This window comes from uncultured Thermanaerothrix sp., from assembly GCF_938028735.1.
Classification (GTDB): Bacteria; Chloroflexota; Anaerolineae; order Anaerolineales; family Anaerolineaceae; genus Thermanaerothrix.
In genome coordinates, this window is sequence record NZ_CALIMF010000008.1 from 22,415 (window position 1) to 40,205 (window position 17,791).

19 protein-coding genes are annotated in these 17,791 nt (G+C 54.5%); all 19 read left to right on the plus strand.

Features of this window, described 5'->3' with window-relative positions:
- Positions 1–17: 17 nt before the first annotated feature.
- The gene (locus Q0721_RS05610; RefSeq protein WP_299026620.1) at positions 18–2,453 is read left to right on the plus strand and encodes a methyl-accepting chemotaxis protein; all 2,436 of its coding nucleotides are present in this window, start codon (positions 18–20) and stop codon (positions 2,451–2,453) included.
- 320 nt (positions 2,454–2,773) lie between these two features.
- Positions 2,774–3,655, plus strand: coding sequence for a flagellin (locus Q0721_RS05615; protein WP_299026623.1), 882 nt, complete (start codon positions 2,774–2,776; stop codon positions 3,653–3,655).
- Positions 3,656–3,744: 89 nt separating this feature from the next.
- Entirely contained in the window at positions 3,745–5,451 is a 1,707-nt protein-coding gene (fliD, locus tag Q0721_RS05620) for a flagellar filament capping protein FliD (RefSeq protein WP_299026626.1), read from the plus strand.
- Positions 5,452–5,517: 66 nt separating this feature from the next.
- Positions 5,518–5,847: a flagellar protein FlaG gene (locus tag Q0721_RS05625; RefSeq protein WP_299026629.1), complete on the plus strand. Its 330-nt coding sequence runs from the start codon at positions 5,518–5,520 to the stop codon at positions 5,845–5,847.
- A 191-nt stretch (positions 5,848–6,038) separates the two neighbouring features.
- Positions 6,039–6,443 (plus strand): flagellar export chaperone FliS, encoded by a 405-nt coding sequence (locus Q0721_RS05630; RefSeq protein WP_299026632.1) that lies wholly within the window; start codon positions 6,039–6,041, stop codon positions 6,441–6,443.
- Positions 6,444–6,636: 193 nt separating this feature from the next.
- Positions 6,637–7,089: a flagellar basal body rod protein FlgC gene (gene flgC / locus Q0721_RS05635; protein WP_299026635.1), complete on the plus strand. Its 453-nt coding sequence runs from the start codon at positions 6,637–6,639 to the stop codon at positions 7,087–7,089.
- Positions 7,090–7,110: 21 nt separating this feature from the next.
- Complete coding sequence (gene fliE / locus Q0721_RS05640) at positions 7,111–7,416, plus strand: flagellar hook-basal body complex protein FliE (protein WP_299026638.1); 306 nt, start codon at positions 7,111–7,113, stop codon at positions 7,414–7,416.
- 24 nt (positions 7,417–7,440) lie between these two features.
- Positions 7,441–9,111: a flagellar basal-body MS-ring/collar protein FliF gene (gene fliF / locus Q0721_RS05645; RefSeq protein ID WP_299026641.1), complete on the plus strand. Its 1,671-nt coding sequence runs from the start codon at positions 7,441–7,443 to the stop codon at positions 9,109–9,111.
- 2 nt (positions 9,112–9,113) lie between these two features.
- Positions 9,114–10,136, plus strand: coding sequence for a flagellar motor switch protein FliG (fliG, locus tag Q0721_RS05650; protein ID WP_299026643.1), 1,023 nt, complete (start codon positions 9,114–9,116; stop codon positions 10,134–10,136).
- A complete protein-coding gene (locus Q0721_RS05655) occupies positions 10,120–11,028 on the plus strand; it encodes a FliH/SctL family protein (protein ID WP_299026646.1) in 909 nt (302 codons plus the stop codon). Before fliG ends, Q0721_RS05655 begins: the two co-directional genes overlap by 17 nt.
- Positions 11,025–12,365 (plus strand): FliI/YscN family ATPase, encoded by a 1,341-nt coding sequence (locus Q0721_RS05660; protein WP_299026649.1) that lies wholly within the window; start codon positions 11,025–11,027, stop codon positions 12,363–12,365. Before Q0721_RS05655 ends, Q0721_RS05660 begins: the two co-directional genes overlap by 4 nt.
- The gene (gene fliJ / locus Q0721_RS05665) at positions 12,355–12,804 is read left to right on the plus strand and encodes a flagellar export protein FliJ (RefSeq protein WP_299026652.1); all 450 of its coding nucleotides are present in this window, start codon (positions 12,355–12,357) and stop codon (positions 12,802–12,804) included. The genes Q0721_RS05660 and fliJ overlap by 11 nt, the downstream gene beginning before the upstream one ends.
- A gap of 3 nt (positions 12,805–12,807) precedes the next feature.
- Positions 12,808–13,338 (plus strand): lytic transglycosylase domain-containing protein, encoded by a 531-nt coding sequence (locus Q0721_RS05670; RefSeq protein WP_299026655.1) that lies wholly within the window; start codon positions 12,808–12,810, stop codon positions 13,336–13,338.
- Between the two features lies 1 nt (position 13,339).
- Positions 13,340–13,747 (plus strand): flagellar basal body rod protein FlgB, encoded by a 408-nt coding sequence (flgB, locus tag Q0721_RS05675; RefSeq protein WP_299026658.1) that lies wholly within the window; start codon positions 13,340–13,342, stop codon positions 13,745–13,747.
- A gap of 2 nt (positions 13,748–13,749) precedes the next feature.
- Entirely contained in the window at positions 13,750–14,916 is a 1,167-nt protein-coding gene (locus tag Q0721_RS05680) for a flagellar hook-length control protein FliK (protein WP_299026661.1), read from the plus strand.
- A 10-nt stretch (positions 14,917–14,926) separates the two neighbouring features.
- Complete coding sequence (locus Q0721_RS05685; protein ID WP_299026664.1) at positions 14,927–15,373, plus strand: flagellar hook capping FlgD N-terminal domain-containing protein; 447 nt, start codon at positions 14,927–14,929, stop codon at positions 15,371–15,373.
- Positions 15,345–15,752, plus strand: coding sequence for a hypothetical protein (locus tag Q0721_RS05690; RefSeq protein WP_299026666.1), 408 nt, complete (start codon positions 15,345–15,347; stop codon positions 15,750–15,752). The genes Q0721_RS05685 and Q0721_RS05690 overlap by 29 nt, the downstream gene beginning before the upstream one ends.
- Before the next feature lie 73 nt (positions 15,753–15,825).
- The gene (locus tag Q0721_RS05695) at positions 15,826–17,052 is read left to right on the plus strand and encodes a flagellar hook protein FlgE (protein ID WP_299026669.1); all 1,227 of its coding nucleotides are present in this window, start codon (positions 15,826–15,828) and stop codon (positions 17,050–17,052) included.
- Between the two features lie 71 nt (positions 17,053–17,123).
- A partial coding sequence (locus Q0721_RS05700; protein WP_299026672.1) for a hypothetical protein occupies positions 17,124–17,791 on the plus strand: 668 nt, incomplete at its 3' end.

Sequence of the window (17,791 nt, forward strand, 5' to 3'; positions counted from 1 at the left end):
TGAGGAGAGCTTGTATCATGCAAAAAATATTTGGAAAAATTCGGGCTGATCACTCATCTCGAAGTCAAGTAAAACAAGGGTCTATTCGTACTCAAGTGTTGTTCTATTCGTTAGCCTTGGCTTTAGTACCCTTGTTGGTGTTATTTGCGTTGAGTTATTTGCAAGCAGAGGCTACTTTGCGGCAAAGTGCTACCGAGACGTTAAGTGATCTCGCCGATATCACCAGCGCTCAAGTGAGACAGTGGTTGGAAGCCCGCCAGGCGGAGGTTGAGGTTATGGCTAATGCCGCTGAGGTGGTGTCCATGGAGCCGACGCGGGTGATGCGGGTGCTTACTTTTTACAGGGAAAAGTGGGGGGACTATTTTGAGACATTGCTGGTGATCCAGCCTGATGGGTATGCCCTGGTTTCGACCGACGGGCAGCGCAACAACATGAGCGACCGTGAGTATTTCAAGCAGGCCATGAGTGGTCAAACGGTCATTTCAGAGCCCTTAGTTTCAAAGGGCAGCCAGCATGTGGTGATTGTATTTGCAGCGCCCATCCGCTCCATGGGGCAGGTGGTAGGCGTAATGGCCGCAGTTGTGCCAACTGGCGCAATTGAAGAGATCTTTGATAAGGCGCGCTTGGGGCAAACCGGGGATGCCTATTTGATTGATCGACGGGGGGTTCTCATTACACCATCGCGGTTTGAAGAGCAACTTAAGGCCGAGAATCGGATCAAAGAACGCAGTGCGCTGGAACTCCGTATCGATACCGTAGCCTCGCGCGCAGTGCTCTCAGGGCAAGAGGGCAATGGGGAATATCAAGGTTATCGCTTTAGACCCGTTGTTGGAGCGTATCGTTATGTACCCGGCGTTAATTGGGGCCTGATCGTGGAGCAAGACGTCGATGAAGCGTTGGCAGCTGCCAATGGGTTGGCACGGATTTTGATCTTCGGGGCGATTGTTATGGCCGGGTTAGCCGGTCTGGCGGCTTTCGCGTTTGCCAATCAGATTGCCAGACCGATTAAGGTAGTTTCAGAGGCTTTGTCCTCACTCTCGCAGGGAGAACTGGCAGAGCATATTGATGTCAATCAGCGCCAGTTGGTCTTGAAGCGCCGCGACGAGATCGGCCAAATGGGGCACCGTCTCAATGACTTGGTGGACTACTTCACCACCATGTCGGCCACGGCGGAAGCGATAGCTGCTGGCGATTTGACCGTTGGTATCACGCCGCGCTCTGAAAAAGATCTTTTGGGCAATGCCTTTATGCGCATGTTGAGTAGCCTGCGCCAAATAGTGCAAGGAGTAGCCCATAATGCTCAGGCCTTAGAAGCCGCAGCAACCGAACTGGCCGAAGCCGCAAATCAGGCTGGGCAGGTGACCGGGCAAATTGCGACCACGATTCAACAGGTGGCAAAGGGAGCGTCGCAGCAATCCGAAGCAGCCAGCCGCACAGCCGCCTCAGTGGAGCAGATGACACGCGCTATTCAGGGCGTGGCTAAGGGCGCGCAAGAGCAGGCGGTGGCGGTGAACAAAATGTCAGCCTTGATCAGCCAACTTTCGGCGGCCATTCAGCAAGTACAGATGGGCGCTCAAAACGCAGCCGAAGTGGCCCACTCGGCGGTTGAAACAGCAGGGCAAGGTTCGCTAACGGTTGAATCCACTCTCAGGGGCATGGCGGCGATCCGCGAAAAGGTGACCCTCTCGGCGGAAAAGGTGCAGGCCATGGGGCAACGCTCGACTCAAATTGGGGCCATTGTGGAGACGATTCAGGATATTGCGGCGCAGACCAATTTGTTAGCACTCAATGCTGCGATTGAAGCCGCGCGCGCCGGTGAACATGGTAAAGGCTTTGCTGTAGTGGCCGATGAGGTGCGTAAACTTGCCGAACGTGCAGCGGCCGCTACGCGTGAGATTGGCGGACTGATCCGCGAGATTCGCCAGTCGGTTGAGGAAGCGGTATTGGCGATGCAGGAGAGCGCTAATGAAGTAGAAAAAGATGTGCAGCAAGCTGGTCTAGCCGGGGCGGCATTGTCGGACATCTTGGATGGCATCAAAGCCATGCAGGAGAAGGCTGAGCAGAGTGTGGCGGCAGCACGCCACATGGCGGGGTTGGCTGAATCATTGGTAGCAGCGGCGGATGAGGTCTCGGCAATTGCTGAAGAAAACACGGCGGCTACCGAGGAAATGAGTGCTGGCTCGCAGGAAATCACCCAGGCGGTAGAATCTATTGCCAGCGTGAGCGAGGAAAACAGCGCGGCGGTGGAAGAGGTCTCGGCTTCAGCGGAAGAGATGTCGGCCCAGGTGGAGGAAGTGGCAGCTTCGGCTCAGTTCCTGCAAGGCACGGCCCAGGCGCTCAGGGATGCGGTGGCGCAGTTTCGCTTAGACGATTCAACTATGCTGAGCAGAGGAGATGTTGCCCCAAGTTCCACCTCAGGCAATGGACGGGGGGTGTTGATCAAAGCGCACTAATCGGGAAGCACCCCATGGTGTGGCGCCCTAAATCTATCAGGGCGCCATTTTTTATGTCGAATTTACGCCCGCGCCCTAAGGTTTTATCCTAAAGCGTCGTTAAGGAAGATAGAACAACATCCCAAATTGATCCGATGAGGAGGTTAGGAAAAACCAAAGTATACCAATAGATTTCTTTTCTCAATGTCTCACCACTAGGGGAACGGGGCTTGACCCCCAGTGGCTTTCCAAAAAAGAGCCCGATCCTTACGTGACCGTCTGTTTCAAAATTCAAATCTTGAGGGGAAGGATCCCCGCCAAAATTCACAAGGAGGTGTGAAATGCCCACAGTAGATTACACTCGAATTGCAGGTAACATTGGTGCGCTCAATGCGCTCAACTCGTTGCAACTGATCAACAATGAATTGGCCATTCATCAGACCCGCCTGGCAACCGGCAAGCGCATCAACGAGGCTGCGGATGATCCAGCGGGCTTGAGTTTGGCGACCACCTTCGACATCCGCCGCCAGGGATTGAAGACGGTGCTGAACGGCATCGGCGATGCCAAGAACCTACTCTCTACGGCCGAAGGTGGTCTACGCAAGATCCAGGACATCCTGGTCAAAATGAAGAATAAAGCCCTGGAGGCCCAGAGCGGCACCATCGGGGATAAGGAGAAAGAAGCCATTGCGGCTCAGTTAAACGCCTATGCGGCAGAGATTGACTCGATTGTGGAGCAAACTCAGTGGAACGGCAACATGCTAATCGGTCAGAGTGGTTCGGCGGGAGGCGCTTCGGCCACCCAGAACTTCCTGACCTCGCTGGGCACCGCAGCCGATCCCACCGCCGTCACCTCGGAATTCAAGTTTACTGATAATCAAGGCTTTGGCGCCTACGGTACGGGGACTAACGGTCTGGGGCTGAATGCGAATTACACCACGTCAAACTTGAGCGCTGCGCTCTCTGATATTGATGCCGCAATCGAAAAAGTGAAAAAGGGCATCAGCGAAGTCGGTGCCTTTAGTGCCCGGCTGTCTTTCAAGGAAGAGGCCATTACCGTTCAATACACCAACACCGAAGCGGCTTACAACCGGATCATGAATGCCAACATGGCCGAGGAGCAAGTCAATGCTAGCAAGTTACTCATCCTGCAGCAGACGGCAACCGCCATGCTGGCTCAAGCCAACACCGCCCCGCAGTTCCTGCTCACCCTCTTCCGCTAGTGGTCAACTCCTCATCGGTATCGGGATAGCGGGGAGCGCCCCGAGCGCTCCCCGCCCAACCGTCCCCCCAAGGGTTTTGTGAGGTTACCATGGTTGACGCGTTGAACACCACTCTCTCCAGTTACTTTACAAGCCTGGTCAGCAACCTGATGAACCTAGAACGGCAACCTCTGACCCGTCTGACCCGGCAGCGGGATGTGCTCACGGTTCAGCGCGGGGTCTACTTGGACCTGCGGTCGCAATTAGACGATCTCAAGGAGCGGGTGCAGGCGCTGTTGAGCAGTAGCCCGTTCTTTGCTCTGGAGAGCGGACGATCCATCGCGGTGACCGATCCTTCGGTGAGTGGGGCGATGGTGTTGAGCGCCACGGTCAATAACACAGCAATGGTGGGGGAGTATCGGGTTCAAGTGAACCAACTGGCACGCGCTGAGCAATGGGTTTCCGCAGAGCAATCTTCTACCGATCGCCCGCTTGGTAAACGAGGGGTCTTTTATCTGGGGGGAATGGGGACGGCAGTGGCTTCTTTGCCGGTAAGCAGCCCCAGCGTGAGTGCAGTGAGTGTGGGGACTGTGGACAGCGGACTACGTGAGTTAGGCAGTGGTGATCAGGCCGAGGGTACAGCCTATATGCTAGAGGTACGCCAATCTGAGGCAGGATATGAGTTCCGCCTGCGCGCTGCGGATGGTTTACCGGTGGCGATTTATGACAAAGCCAAAGCAGATGGCACTCTAACGGAGGATTGGCAGGCTCTTACCCCGGGTGAAACCTATGATACCCATCGGGGTCTGGTCATCGTGTTTGGTGAAGCCCCACAAGTGGGGACGGTGGCAATTGATTACCAGGCAGCAGGGGTAGCTGTCCATGTGGTAGAGAGTGACAGCCTGGCCAATGTGGTGACCAAGCTCAATGCGGCTCTCCAACCCGAAGGGCGCGACCTGATCGCTTCAATGGTCGGTGCTCATCTGGTCCTCACTGCGCGCCAGACTGGAACTGCGCATCGCATGGTAGTGCAATACGTTGCTGAAGCAGGAGGAGACTGGGGAAGCACCCTGCCACCTGAAACCGGCGCCTGGGAGGCGCAGGATGCGCAGTTCACGGTCAACGGGATTTCTTTTACCCGCGCGCGTAACACCAACCTGACGGACGTGCTTGGTGGGGTTTCCCTAAACCTGGCCTTCGATGCGGCGGGGAAATCTGCGACCCTCAAAATTGAAACTGATTACAGCCGGGCGCGTAGCGCGGTTGATGCCTTTGCTCAGAAGTTTAATGAGGTAATGCGATATCTTGAAGAAAAGACGGCTATTACCAAACAGGGTGATACCTACATCCGGGGGGCATTGGCGAATGACACGGTATTCAGTGAGTTACGTTATAAATTGCTTTCGCTGGTGATGCAGCGCCACGAGACTCTCGGTGTGTATAAGAGTCTCAGTGAAGTGGGGGTTAGCCTGGATAGCAATTTGCGTCTCTCGTTGGCCAGTCCGTCTCGCTTTGAGGCCGCCATGCGCCAAAACCCCCAGGCGGTGGTGCAAGTGTTTGATGCTGTCATGGGGTCTATTTATACCGAATTGGAGCGATTCAATGGCGGAAGCGGCTACCTGCCTCAAAGCCTGGGCGTGCTGGATCGTCAAATTGGGGATCTTGGCAGCGATATTAATCGCTTCCAAGTCTACCTTGCGGATCGCGAAGCCATGCTGACCGAGCAATACGCTCAGATTCAGGCGCAGTTGATCAGCCTGACGTATGCCCAACAAACATGGGCGAGCATTTACGGAAGTGTAAATCGCTTGTTCTAGGAGAGTGCAAACACGTAGCACCTTATCCGCGACAGGGAAGTTGGCGGAACGGAAAGGATGGAGCCTATGCAAGGGGAAGCCAAACTTCAAGGAGTTGGGCCGGCTACGTCCGAAATAGGTGGCCGTATTTCGGTGGAGCGTGAGGTTAACCTGCAGAAAGTCCCTGTAGCAGAAACACAAGATGAGAAGCGTCAGTATGCACCGGTTTCTGACCCAGGTGCGACTTCTTCAGTCCGGGGTGGGGCTGAGATTGCTTTGCGTTTCCAGGTGGATCCGCAGACACGCCGGGTGACTGTCTTCGTCCTGGATAAAACCCATCGCCATGTGATTCGCACTATTCCGCCGGAGGAAATGGCTCGATTGCGTGCCGGCGAGATTGTTGATCTCTTTGTCTAGCGCAGCGCTGTGGGACCTAAAAAGTCTTACCCAGTTTCCGCCCCTGGGTGGGTGGATTTTTGCGTTTAAAAGGTGCCTCCGGGGGCAAGGGCGGTGGTGCACAGAAACCCGGATTTACGGATTTTTTATTGCTGAGGGCTCAAGTTCCAGACATTTCATCCGAAGATAGAAGCAGAACACGGAATGCAGACGTGAATGCAACCGAGAAGGAGGACGAGGTGTACCAGAGCCATTATTTTACCCAGGAATACCGCACGCAAGATGTGATGAGCGCCAGTCCGGTTCGCCTGGTCATCATGGCCTATGATGTAGCGATCCGCGCGTGCCGTCAGCAAGATTTTGAGCGTGCCACGCGAGCCATTACCCTTCTGCGCGATGCCCTTAATTTTGATTATGCTGAGGTAGCGGCAGGCTTGTTCCGTCTTTATCAATGGTGCTTGGAGTGTCTGCGCGCTGGCGATTATCAATCGGCGCTCAATGTGCTGGTAGAACTGCGTGAGGCTTGGGCTGAGGCCGAAAAGAAGATAAGCGCCACCCCTGCGCCGGGTGATCCGCTCGTGGTGCGTACAATGGTGCCCCAGTACGCTAGCGCTTAATTCGTTTTTTCCCTCAATTGCCCATAACCTGTTCCTCTGGCTTGCCGGTGAGAGGTTCGTCTCTCACCGGCTTTGTCTTAATTCACGCGATTTTTATCCTTCCTTCATCTTGGCTTTATAGCCCCATGAGGTAAGGCGGATTAAGATGCAAGTGTAATGTTACATAAACATCCTCTGCCAGAGGAGGTTGGTTATGGGATTTTGGAACGTCCTGCGAATAGGCGCCTCGGGATTGACGGCTCAACGCTTACGCCTAGATGTGATTGCCCACAACATTGCCAATGCTGAAACCACGCGTACCCCAGAGGGAGGGCCCTACAAACGTAAAGACGTGGTCTTTATGCCGGAAGGGCAAACGCCGTTTCTACCCTCTTTCCTGGCCGTTCGTCAGAACTCCGGCCGTTTTCAGGGCTTGCTCAAGGGAGTGCGAGTTACCCAAATTCTGACGGATAACACTCCAGGTACACGCGTCTATGATCCTATCCACCCGGATGCAGATGCAGAGGGGTATGTGGAGTACCCCAACGTAAACCCGGTGGTTGAAATGACTAACATGCTTTCGGCCAGTCGCTCTTACGAAGCCAACTTGGCAGTGATTGATACTGCCAAACAGATGGCACTGCGGGCGCTGGATATCGGTAAGTAGGCACGAAAAGGGAGGTAGAAAATGGAGGTAACCCCATCTTCGCCGAGTCGTGTTCTGGGGACGTCATCGCCGCTCTCTACTACAGCGACAGAGCGTAAACAAGCCACCGAAGCAGCAGGAAGATCCTTTGCAGAGGTGCTGAATGCATTGAGCCGTTCTGAGAACCAGAGTAATGCGTTAATCCAACAACTGGCAGCCGGTGAGGATGTAGAAATCCACCAGGTCATGATGGCAGTGGAGGAGACAGACATCAACTTTCGTATTGCCATGGCTATCCGGGATCGCTTGGTGGATGCCTATCGCGAAGTTATGCGTATGTCGGTGTAACCAAGGTGAATGAGGATACACCCAATGCTGGCTAACCTAGGTCAACAAGCGCGTTCATTCTGGCAGCACCAATCGCAGTCGCGGCGCATCTCGCTGGCGGTGATCACTCTGGCGGTGATCATAGTGGCTGTGGTTTTCGTGATGTGGGCCAGCACGCCGACATATGCCGTTGCGTATCGCGGGCTGAGCGAAAGCGATGCGGGAGAGATTGTTCAGAAACTAGAAGAAGCCAAAATACCCTACCGGCTCAAAGATACTGGCACCATTCTGGTGCCAAGTGATAAAGTGTATGAAGTGCGCTTGAAGATGGCACGCGAGGGTCTGCCCAAGACCAGTCAGGTGGGATTTGAACTTTTCAGTAACAACACTTTGGGCATGACCGAATTCACCCAGCGGGTCAATTACCAACGGGCTTTAGAAGGGGAACTGGAACGCACCATTGGCAATCTGGATGCGGTAGAGATGGTGCGCGTACACCTGGTGCTCCCCGAAAAATCTCTGCTGGCACGAGATCAGGTTCCTCCGACGGCCTCGGTGGTGATCAAAGAAAAGCCGGGCAAGTACCTGGATAAGGCTCAGGTGCGTGCTATTACGCATCTGGTAGCCAGCAGTGTAGAAGGCTTGACGCCAGAGAATGTGGTCATCGTAGATGCGGAGGGTAACCTGTTAGCCTCAGGTAGCCAGGATGATACGACCACCGCTGTGCAGGCGGATACCTTCCGTAATGCCGAACAGGCGGCCGCAGCCGAGATTCAGCGCAACGTTCAGAACTTGCTCAATTCTGTGCTTGGTCCTAACCGCTCAGTGGTACAGGCTCAAGTGGTGATGGACTGGACTCAACGCGAACTGACCTCGCAGACGTTCAACCCCACGCCGGCGGCTATTCGCTCTTCGCAAAAAATTACTGAGAGTTACACGGGTGGCGCCGAGGCCGTAGGGGGAGTGCCTGGTGCAGCCAGCAATTTGCCCATGCCGGTGCCGGTGACCCAGGGGGAAGGTCAGATGGTTACGTACCAGCGCACCGAAGAAACTGTCAACTACGAGATTACCCAGGTGCAAACGCATGAGATTCAAACCCCCGGGCAAATTAAGCGCATCTCGCTCTCGGTGCTAGTGGATGGGCTGGATTCGCCAGAGCACCTCCAAGTGCTGCGCAAGGCCATCGCTGCTGCGGCTGGGATTGACGAGACGCGTGGTGATATGTTGGCGGTGGAGTCCATGGCCTTTGATCGCACTTACTACGAAGAGCAAGCCAGGGAGATGCAAAAGAGCCAGCAAACAGATCTTTACTTCCGTATCGGCGAAATTGTTCTGGCTGTGTTGCTAGTAGCCGGTTTGGCGTTCTACTTGCAGCGGGTCTTTAGAAACCTGCGTCTGGCTTCCAGTGAGGCCTGGATTACGATCATGAAACCGGTTTCCGAGGCCGCGTTGCCAGCAGGTGCAGGGACTGTGGCGGGTAGCGGGGCTCGCCCGAGCCTGAGTGATAACTTGGCTACCGTGATGGGGATGCTTGAGCAGAACCAACAAGCAGCGCTTCAAGCGGGGGCGGTGTCCGAGGGAGCACCGGGACGTCCCAAAGTACGAACTTCGCAGGAGGATGAGCAGTTACAGAAAGCTTTGGCCCGGCTGGCAGAGGAATCGCCCGCCACAGTGGCTGAAGTGATCCAGATTTGGCTCAACGAGAGTGGAAAGTAGCCATGACAGACGATTTCGCCTCCAAGATTAGTGGACTGGAAAAGGCGTCGGTGCTCCTGATGTGTCTGGGCGTGGATGTATCCTCCAAGGTTCTACAATATCTGAGTGAGAGCGAGATCGAACGCGTTTTGCTGGCGCTGAGTCGCACCACGGTTGTGCCTCCAGAGGTGCGCCACGTAGTATTGGAAGAAGCGCATGAACTGACCAATGAGGGAGTTGGGGTTGTAGCCAATGGGATTGACTACAGCCGTCAACTGCTCTCACGCGCAGTTGGGCCGCGACGAGGTGCGGAGATATTGGAGCGTATTTCGGCGCACCAGCAACTTTCGTCATTTGAGATGCTCAAAAATGCCGATCCAGCGCAGGTAGCCAATCTGCTTCAGGATGAATTGCCCCAGACAATTGCTCTCGTGCTCTCCTACCTGGAAGCCAAGGTGGCCGCTGACATTCTGACCAATTTCCCTAAGGAATTGCAAATTGAGGTTACCTTGCGTCTGGCTACTATGGATCGGGTTTCGCCCCAGGTGGTACAAGTTGTTGAGCGCGATTTGAAAAACAAACTTTCGGGTGTGTTGAGCGAAGCCGATTTCCGCGCCACTGGTGGGGTCTCCTTCCTGGTTAAGATGTTGAACCAGGTGGATCGCGGGGTGCAGAAGACCATTTTGGAAGCCCTTGAGGCCACCAATCCCAAATTGGTAGAAGAAATCCGTGCCAACATGTTCACTTTTGATGATCTGATTAAGTTAGATGATCGTACCATGCAGCGTGTGCTGCGTGATGTGAACAAGTCCGATTTGGCGCTAGCGCTCAAAGCGGCTCCGGAGCGCCTCAAGGAGGCAGTTTTCCGCAATCTTTCTGAACGGGCGCGCGAGAATCTCAAAGAAGAGATCGAAATTCTGGGACCACAATTGGCCAAAAATGTTTATGCGGCTCAGCGGCGTATCGTAGAGGCAGTGCGTGCGCTAGAAGAAGCCGGTGAGATCGTCATTGCGGGTGGTGGAGCGGAGTATGAGATTATCCAGTAACCCTAATCAGCCTTTGGCACGGAGTGGGGTTCGCCCCTGGCATCCCCCTACCCTGGTTGCCGACGCTTCCCCTGCCCAGATGGAGAAATTTGCTGAGCAAGTTTTATCCATTTTCACCTCTACGTCTATGCGCGATTCATGCAATCAGCAGCGTGTCCATGGTCATTGCCAGCAGGCGAAAATTCAAGCCTGGATTCCTGCCAACCTGATGGAGTCCCCTGCTCTTGACTCATGGCCGAACAACATATCAGAAGAGGAAGGTGCTGAGCATTCTGCTTCTTCCGAGGCGGTTGCCCTGCCTGTCGAACTGGAAGCCATCCAAGCGCAGGCTGCTGCCCTACTGGCCGAGGCGCAGGCTCAGGCTGAGGCCTTGCTTCAGCAAGCGCGTGAGGAGGCCGAGCAATTCCGGCAGCAGGCCTATTTGGCCGGGCGGGCCGAGGGTGAAGCAGAATTACGTGGCTTGATTGAGACTCTCAAAACCATCGTCCAGGAAGTCCAGGTTTGGCGCGAGAGGCTCTTTTCCCAAAGTGAACCATTGGTGCTGGAAATGGTAGCTGCCATTGCACGTGCCCTTTTCACGGATGGATTTACCTTGGATGCGGATACTCTGCAGCAGACTTACAGTCGCGTTTTGGAGCATACTCAGACGCTGGGCGATCTGCGCATTTACGTCAACCCTGAAGATGCCCGAATGCTCGATCCATATTGGAAGGAAGCCCAAGTCACCTTGCGTGATCAACAGATCAAACTCATCCCCAGCGATGCAATTCGGCGAGGTGGTTGCTATGTGGAGGGCCAGTATGGGGCGGTAGATGGGCGGATTGAGGTTCGTCTGGAGCGACTGTTGAGTAGCCTGCTACCGGAAACCGTCGGAGGAGGGAGGAACCTATGAACTCGGTGCCTACCTTGCCCAACCTTCAACAATATCTCGAGGCTTTGCGGCGCACCAGTCCCTTCCAGGTTTCGGGGCGTATTGTACAAGTGGTAGGCCTAACCATTGAGGCGGTGGGTATTGACTGCCAGATTGGGGAAATCTGTGAGATGCGAGCCCAGGGTACTGAACCGGTTCTGGCTGAGGTGGTGGGTTTTCGGAATGAGCGCATCCTGCTCATGCCACTGGGGAGCATGGATGGGATACAGCCAGGGAGTGAGGTTTACCCAATTTCAAAGTCATTTCGGGTCCCAATTGGGATGGCGCTTTTGGGACGGGTACTGGACGGCCTAGGACGTCCTATTGATGGGGGACCAGCACTGACTCTCTCAGAAACCATGCCTACCAATCGCGCGGCGCCTAACCCAATGCAGCGCCGTCCTATTACCGAAACCCTGGTCACAGGGGTGCGAGTCATTGATGGTCTGTTGACCATGGGTAAGGGGCAGCGCATAGGCATTTTTGCAGGCAGCGGGGTGGGCAAGAGCACGTTATTGGGAACATTAGCGCGCCGTGCGCGCGCAGATGTCAGTGTGATTGCGTTGGTAGGCGAACGCGGGCGCGAAGTGCGCGAATTTCTGGATCGTGATTTGGGGCCCGAGGGCTTGCAGCGGGCAGTGGTGGTTGTTTCGACTTCTGATCAGCCAGCTCTAGTGCGTCTCAAAGCCGCATTTGTAGCCATGACCATCGCGGAGTTTTTCCGCGATCTAGGTCTAGATGTCATCTTTTTGATGGACTCGGTCACGCGTTTTGCTATGGCCCAGCGTGAGGTGGGGCTGGCGATTGGTGAACCGCCAGCAAGCAAGGGATATACCCCCTCGGTATTTGCCCTTCTGCCTCGTTTACTAGAACGCGCAGGGTGTGGAGATAGGGGCACTATTACCGGCTTTTTCACCGTGTTAGTTGAAGGCGATGATTTCAATGAACCTATTTGCGATGCAGTGCGTGGCATTTTGGATGGTCACATCATCCTCAGCCGTGTCCTGGCGGCGCGTAACCACTATCCTGCCATTGACGTCTTGAACTCGATTAGCCGGTTAATGCCCTCGATCACAACACCCGAGCACCGTGCCTTTGCGGCTCAACTGCGCAAGCATCTGGCTGTTTATGAAAAGGCGCGTGACTTGATCAATATTGGCGCGTATGTGCAGGGCTCTGACCCGGAGATTGATGCTGCTATTGCCGTGATGCCGGTATTGGAACGCTTTCTCCAGCAAGAGGTGGAAGAGTTTACTCCCCTTGAAATGACACTGAGCCAAATGGCAGTCATGACACAGGGGGTGAACCATGCCGCCTAAGTTTTCCTTGCAATCTGTTCTGGATGTGCGTCAGAGGCGCGTTGAGGCCTTGGAGGTCGAATTGGGACGCTTGCTTCAGGAACAACGTAAAGGCGAGGAATTGCTGGAAGGGTTGCGGAGCCTTGAGAATTTTCTCTTCGCTCGCATCCAAAGCCAGCAGGTTGGAGAGGTGGATGTCTTTGCTCTGGATCAGCTTCATCATGAGTTGATGCGTGTGCAGGACCACATTGAGCGGACACGTGAAGCCTTGGAGATGTGGCGGCAGCGTGTGGCTGCCAAGCGCCAGGAACTTGTGCAAGCGCGTCAGGATGCGGAGATTCTAGAAGCATTACGTGAAAAGGAACTGGCGCGTTACCGGGAGGAAATGGCTCAGGTGGAAAGCCGTTTATTGGATGATCTCTATATTAGCCGAGCGTTTCGTCGGCAAGGGGAGCGGTGAGCTATGGATATGGGTTTTTTAAGCGCTGCTTTTGAGAGTACGCTTTATCGCTTACTTTTCCAGTTACTGGATCGAGGTAGAAATGAAACGGTATCTGAGGCGATGGCCTCTGTGGGTGGAACGCCTCGCAATCCTACTTCAACCTCGTTTGAGACCCTCATTCAACAGGCTGCCCAGCGCTATGGGGTGGATCCAGCGTTGGTGCGCTCGGTAATCCGAGCCGAATCTAATTTTGACCCGCGGGCTGTTTCGCGGGCAGGTGCGATGGGACTAATGCAACTGATGCCCGGAACTGCGCGCAATCTGGGGGTTGAGGATCCTTTCGATCCGGCTCAAAACATTGATGGAGGGGTGCGTTTGTTGCGTCGCCTGCTAGATCGCTATGATGGCAATATGGCATTGGCGCTTGCAGCTTACAATGCCGGACCGGGGACAGTAGATCGTTATCAGGGCATTCCCCCCTATCGTGAAACTCAGGTCTATGTAAATCGTGTTCTCAATTACTATCGCCAGGAAAGTGGGTGGAGGGTTTAGGATGACTGAAAGCACGATGCTTCAAGACTCAACATTCAACATTCTACGCATGGCGCTGGATGGCCTCTCCTTGCGGCAACAAATGATCGGTCGCAATATTGCCAATATAGATACACCTGGCTACCATGCGCAAAACGTGGATTTTGAGACCGCAATAAAGCGAGCCTTGACACGCCAAAAAACAGTTGATCTCCAACGCACGCAGCCCGCACATTTGGCGGCTCCGGCTGGTGTTTACTCGTTTACGGTTTTGCAGCGCCCAGGAGGGAGCACACGCGCTGACCAGAACAACGTGGATATTGATGTTGAATTGATGGATATGACGGAGACGGCTTTGCGCTTTCAGGCGCTTAGTCAGGTAGCCAGCAAGAAGTTGCTGCTACTTAAAAATCTTTCATCCGGGAGGTAACCATGAATCTTGAGTTGTTCTTGGGGCGTCAAATGAACGCTCCACCCCTTGAACAGCCCCCCTGTGCCCTGGCCTCGATGAAGGGTAAGGGAATTAGTACCAGGAATGAGGCAGGGGGGACGGCACCTTCTTTTCAATCCCTTTGGGCTGAACAACGTGATCGGAGCGTGGAGCCCCAAGCACGGCTTCAGCCAGAACCCGCAGGTGAAGATGAGGCACTCACCTCAACACCGGCACAAACATCCGGCTCGTCCGAGGTTTCTGAGGCCGAGACCGCTTCCCCTCTTTTGACCCTATTTCCGTTTCTGATTGAGCCAAGTCAATTCAACTTGCCTTTAGCACTGCCCGATGGAGCAGTCAGGGACCCGGAGGAGAGCGTGTTCCAGGATCTGCCTGCAGGGATTCCAGAGATGGGTGCCGAGTGGGTGGCTCTCAATCTCCCTGAAACGGGGGACTCTCAGTCCCCCACCCTAGGGACGGGTATAGTTTCCTCGACTACCTTACCCTCGAATGTAGGGCCGCTCACCACTGGGTCCTCTCGCGATGCCAGGGCACTTGCTCAAGGTCGCTCGGAGGTAAAACCTTCTGGAATATTGTCCACTAGTGGGCTGCAGGTTAGAGAAACTGACCAACCTCAGGAGGCAAGGGCGACCGATCCTTCCCTCACCCCAACTGATGGGGTGGCAATCCGAAGTGTCTCCTTTGAGGCTGTTGTAGAGCGGGCCTTGGGTACGGTGAAAGCCACTCTGAGCACTGTTCAAAACCACCCAATCCATCAGGCGATGCGCGCTGTAGATCTGATGGTGCGATTCGATCAGTCAAATTTGAGCTTACAACTTTACCCCGAATCCCTGGGACGCATTGAAATCCGTATTGCGCATGGGGCAGAGGGTACTCGTGTGTGGATGGTGGCCGATCATCCCCAAACGGAACGGTTATTGCAGGCAGGATTGAACGATCTACGCCAGTCTCTGGCTCAATCGGGCATCCAGTTGGCCGATGTTACTGTAGGACAGCAATACGCTCAGGAGAATCTTTTCCGTCAACCCCATGGAAGCCCGACGCGGTTGCGCCTGCCGTTTGACACTCGGTCGCCGGAAGGTGACCACGAGAAGGCAGTGAGCCTGAGAGTTAGAGAGGCTGATTCTTATGTGGACTACCGAATCTAAGGAGGCTGTTATGACAGCGGTCTATTCGGTGATGAACAACTCTGTGCTTGCTTCAGGGGGTGAGGCTCTTAACCGCCTAAGCGGGCTATCTGCAGATGATTTTGTAACTCTGCTTATGGCGCAATTGCGTAATCAGAACCCTTTGGAGCCGCTTCAAGATAAAGACCTGATGGCACAGTTTGCTCAACTGAATTCCCTCGAAACACTCAAGCAAATCAAAGAGAACATGGAAGCGCTTTTACGAGTCAACCTGTCCAACCTGGCTTCTTCCCTGATTGGAAAGCAGGTGACAACTACCTTGGCAGATGGACAGGTCTTAAGAGGTGTGGTCAAGGGGTATGAGATTCGTGGTGGCGTTTACTACGTGCAAGTGGGGGAAGCATGGTGGCCACTTCGCGAAGTTACTCAAGTCTACGAGGGAGGTGAACATGAGTCTCTCCGCCAAGCCAGTCTTTGAGTCCCCAACTCGCTCGGCCACGCCCGCTCTGCATACACCCGAAGCGAGCAATGGGGAAGATTTTGCAACCTGTCTGGTGCGCAACTTACGCTTTTCCAATCATGCTCAAAAGCGTTTGCAAAGCCGTCAGATTGATTTGAGCCCCGATGATCTGCTGCGCCTCTCGCAGGCGGTGGAAAAGGCCGCTCAGCGCGGGGGACGCGAATCGCTGGTTCTGGTGGACGACCTGGCTTTTCTGGTCAACGTGCGTGAGCGTGTGGTGATTACTGCCATTGACCCCGCACATCGCGGTGAAGGCGTTTTCACTCAGGTGGATAGTGTGGTATTTGCTGCTCCTTATACCTCTACGCCCCTGAGCACTCTGGAAACAAAGGTTTAACAAACACGGGCCGGCCCTCCTGGAGGAGGCCTGTGAACACCTAACCCATATTTCCTTGAAAGGAGAATCCCCCATGTTGCGTTCAATGTTCACAGCCATTAGCGCTCTCAATGCCAATCAGGCGTTTCTGGATGTCGTTGCAGATAATCTGGCCAACGCAAACACCCCTGGCTTCAAGGCCAGCAAGGTGCTTTTCCAGGATCAGTTCTCCCAGTTGCTGAGCCCGGGCTCAGCGCCGACGAATGAGTTGGGAGGGATCAACCCCACTCAAATTGGTCTGGGCATCAAGATCGGCTATATCACCCCCGTTTTTTCTCAGGGTATGCTTCAGGCTACGGGGCGCAATTCCGATCTGGCTCTGCAGGGAGATGGTTTCTTCATTTACCGTAAAGGCGGCGAGCTTTTCTACTCACGAGAAGCCTCCCTTCATATTGACGCTCAGGGTTATCTGGTCAACAGTTCCACAGGTCAACGCATTCAGGGGTGGCAGAATCCTATTGGCAGCCAAGGACCAATTAACACCAATAACCCGATTGGCGATCTCGCGGTGCCTCTCGATCTAACCCTCGCTAAGGCAACTTCAAGCATGATCATCGGTGGCAATCTGAGTTCGGATTTAGCCATCGGCCAGAGTTATCCAGTGACGTTGGGTGTTTACGACTCGCTGGGACAATCGCACAGCCTGACCGTCACATTTACCCGCACCGGTGATAATACTTGGTCATGGCAGGTGAGTAGCCCGACCACGGCTCAGGGCAATGGCACCCTAACCTTTGATACCAATGGGAACGTGATCAACACTCAGGTGCTGAATAACATCCGCATTCCTGGCACAAACGGCGCGGCGGATGTGGTGATCACCAATCTGGATATGTCACAAGTTACCATGCTGGCTACCGAGAGCAGCATTGCCGTGACCAGCCAGGATGGCCTAGCGGCGGGTAATGTAACAGATGTGAGCATTGAGCCGAACTCGGGGCGCATCCACGTTCTTTTTTCCAACGGTCTCAAGCAATTAATCGGTCAGTTGGCCATTGCCAAATTCACCAATCCCTCCGGTTTAATCCGAGATGGTCAGAATCTGTATCGAGCGGGTTTGAATTCGGGTGAACCCAACATCGGGACAGCGGGATCAGGCGGACGTGGGGTTATCGCCTCGGGGTACCTGGAAGCCTCCAATGTGGACATGGCCACTGAATTCACCAACTTGATCATCGCCCAACGGGGTTTTCAGGCTTCCTCCCGCCTCATCACGGCTTCAGATGAGATTCTGGCTGAACTGGTCAACTTGAAGCGTTAGTGCCATGTAAAGGGGAGAGGCCCCCATTGTTGACGTGGGGCTCTCTCCCATTTTGGTTAGGGTTACTTGTGATGAACGTTACCGGCCCGTTTCCTACTACGCCACCCCCACGTCCAGACGAGAACGCTGGTCTTATGTTGCGCCTGAACCAGCGTTTCAATGCAGAGGTGCTCCAGGTCTCCGGCGAGACGGTGGTGCTCTCGGTACAGGGAGTGCGTGTAGTAGCGCGGCTGGTCTCGCCGGAACAAAGCCTGGCTCTGATGAATCAACGTCAGGCCCAATTTGTAGTGCGTGAGTTCACCCCTCGCACCATTTTGATCCAGCATGTGGGTGCGGAAACCGGTCTGGTAGAAGTTACAGGCCATCAACCGGATGCTGTCAGTGCCTTATTAGAAGGTGCTGCATTGCCATCCACACCGGCAAATCAAGAAGTGGTGCGGTTACTCCTAGCCCGTGGCATTGCGGTCACCCCAGAAATGCTCCAGATGTTGATCCAACTACGGACACAGGGCGTCACGCCCCGGCGGTTAGAGCGAATTCTGGATTTACTGGCTCAGGGGATTCCTCTTCCCCCTTCTATTCTAAATCTGATCGGTGAAGAGGCCCCACCTGCCATGGCTTTATGGGAGGCCTTGCGGCGGGGGTTGCAGCAGTGGTTGATACGGGATGATTTGAATGAGACGCTCCGTACCCAAGTGCAGTATTTATTAAACCTTTTAGATGGCCCGCGGGTGGGCGA

Bases quoted from the DNA above. Each gene is read 5' to 3' on its own strand.
- Q0721_RS05685 (WP_299026664.1), top strand. From the start codon at position 14,927: ATGACAGCGGTCTATTCGGTGATGAACAACTCTGTGCTTGCTTCAGGG.
- Q0721_RS05655 (WP_299026646.1), top strand. From the start codon at position 10,120: ATGAGATTATCCAGTAACCCTAATCAGCCTTTGGCACGGAGTGGGGTT.
- Q0721_RS05680 (WP_299026661.1), top strand. From the start codon at position 13,750: ATGAATCTTGAGTTGTTCTTGGGGCGTCAAATGAACGCTCCACCCCTT.
- Q0721_RS05610 (WP_299026620.1), top strand. From the start codon at position 18: ATGCAAAAAATATTTGGAAAAATTCGGGCTGATCACTCATCTCGAAGT.
- fliJ (WP_299026652.1), top strand. From the start codon at position 12,355: ATGCCGCCTAAGTTTTCCTTGCAATCTGTTCTGGATGTGCGTCAGAGG.
- Q0721_RS05695 (WP_299026669.1), top strand. From the start codon at position 15,826: ATGTTGCGTTCAATGTTCACAGCCATTAGCGCTCTCAATGCCAATCAG.
- Q0721_RS05690 (WP_299026666.1), top strand. From the start codon at position 15,345: ATGAGTCTCTCCGCCAAGCCAGTCTTTGAGTCCCCAACTCGCTCGGCC.
- Q0721_RS05670 (WP_299026655.1), top strand. From the start codon at position 12,808: ATGGATATGGGTTTTTTAAGCGCTGCTTTTGAGAGTACGCTTTATCGC.
- fliE (WP_299026638.1), top strand. From the start codon at position 7,111: ATGGAGGTAACCCCATCTTCGCCGAGTCGTGTTCTGGGGACGTCATCG.
- fliG (WP_299026643.1), top strand. From the start codon at position 9,114: ATGACAGACGATTTCGCCTCCAAGATTAGTGGACTGGAAAAGGCGTCG.
- Q0721_RS05615 (WP_299026623.1), top strand. From the start codon at position 2,774: ATGCCCACAGTAGATTACACTCGAATTGCAGGTAACATTGGTGCGCTC.
- fliF (WP_299026641.1), top strand. From the start codon at position 7,441: ATGCTGGCTAACCTAGGTCAACAAGCGCGTTCATTCTGGCAGCACCAA.
- Q0721_RS05625 (WP_299026629.1), top strand. From the start codon at position 5,518: ATGCAAGGGGAAGCCAAACTTCAAGGAGTTGGGCCGGCTACGTCCGAA.
- Q0721_RS05660 (WP_299026649.1), top strand. From the start codon at position 11,025: ATGAACTCGGTGCCTACCTTGCCCAACCTTCAACAATATCTCGAGGCT.
- flgB (WP_299026658.1), top strand. From the start codon at position 13,340: ATGACTGAAAGCACGATGCTTCAAGACTCAACATTCAACATTCTACGC.
- fliD (WP_299026626.1), top strand. From the start codon at position 3,745: ATGGTTGACGCGTTGAACACCACTCTCTCCAGTTACTTTACAAGCCTG.
- flgC (WP_299026635.1), top strand. From the start codon at position 6,637: ATGGGATTTTGGAACGTCCTGCGAATAGGCGCCTCGGGATTGACGGCT.